Source organism: Kitasatospora aureofaciens, assembly GCF_019192735.1.
GTDB lineage: Bacteria > Actinomycetota > Actinomycetes > Streptomycetales > Streptomycetaceae > Kitasatospora > Kitasatospora aureofaciens_A.
In genome coordinates, this window is sequence record NZ_JAHTKP010000204.1 from 1 (window position 1) to 565 (window position 565).

Annotated in this window: 1 protein-coding gene; it reads right to left on the reverse strand. The window is 71.7% G+C overall.

Annotated features, from left to right (window positions below):
* Positions 1-565: NAD(P)-dependent malic enzyme (locus KV557_RS45195; protein WP_305149054.1), on the reverse strand; the 565-nt coding region annotated here is incomplete at both ends.

Genomic DNA, 565 nt, shown 5'->3' on the forward strand with positions numbered 1-565 from the left:
GTTCGGGGCCGAGACGCCGATGAACACGTCCGCGTCCGCCACGGCCTCCTTGAGGCTGCCGGTGCGGCCCGAGCGGTTGGTGTGCTCGGCGATCCAGCGCAGGCTGTCGTTGAGGTCGTCCCGGCCCTGGTGGACCACGCCGCGCACGTCCGCCACGGTGGCGTGCTCGACGCCGGCGGCCAGCAGCAGCTTCAGGATCGCGGTACCGGCGGCGCCGGCGCCCGACATCACCACACGGATGTCGCCGATCTCCTTGCCGACCACCTTCAGCGCGTTGGTGAGGGCGGCCAGCACCACGATCGCGGTGCCGTGCTGGTCGTCGTGGAAGACCGGGATGTCCAGGGCCTCACGCAGCCGGGCCTCGATCTCGAAGCACCGCGGCGCGGAGATGTCCTCCAGGTTGATGCCCGCGAAGCCCGGGGCGATCGCCCTGACGACGGCCACGATCTCGTCGGTGTCCTGGGTGTCCAGGCAGATCGGCCAGGCGTCGATGCCGGCGAAGCGCTTGAAGAGGGCCGCCTTGCCCTCCATGACGGGCAGCGCGGCGGCCGGGCCGATGTTGCCC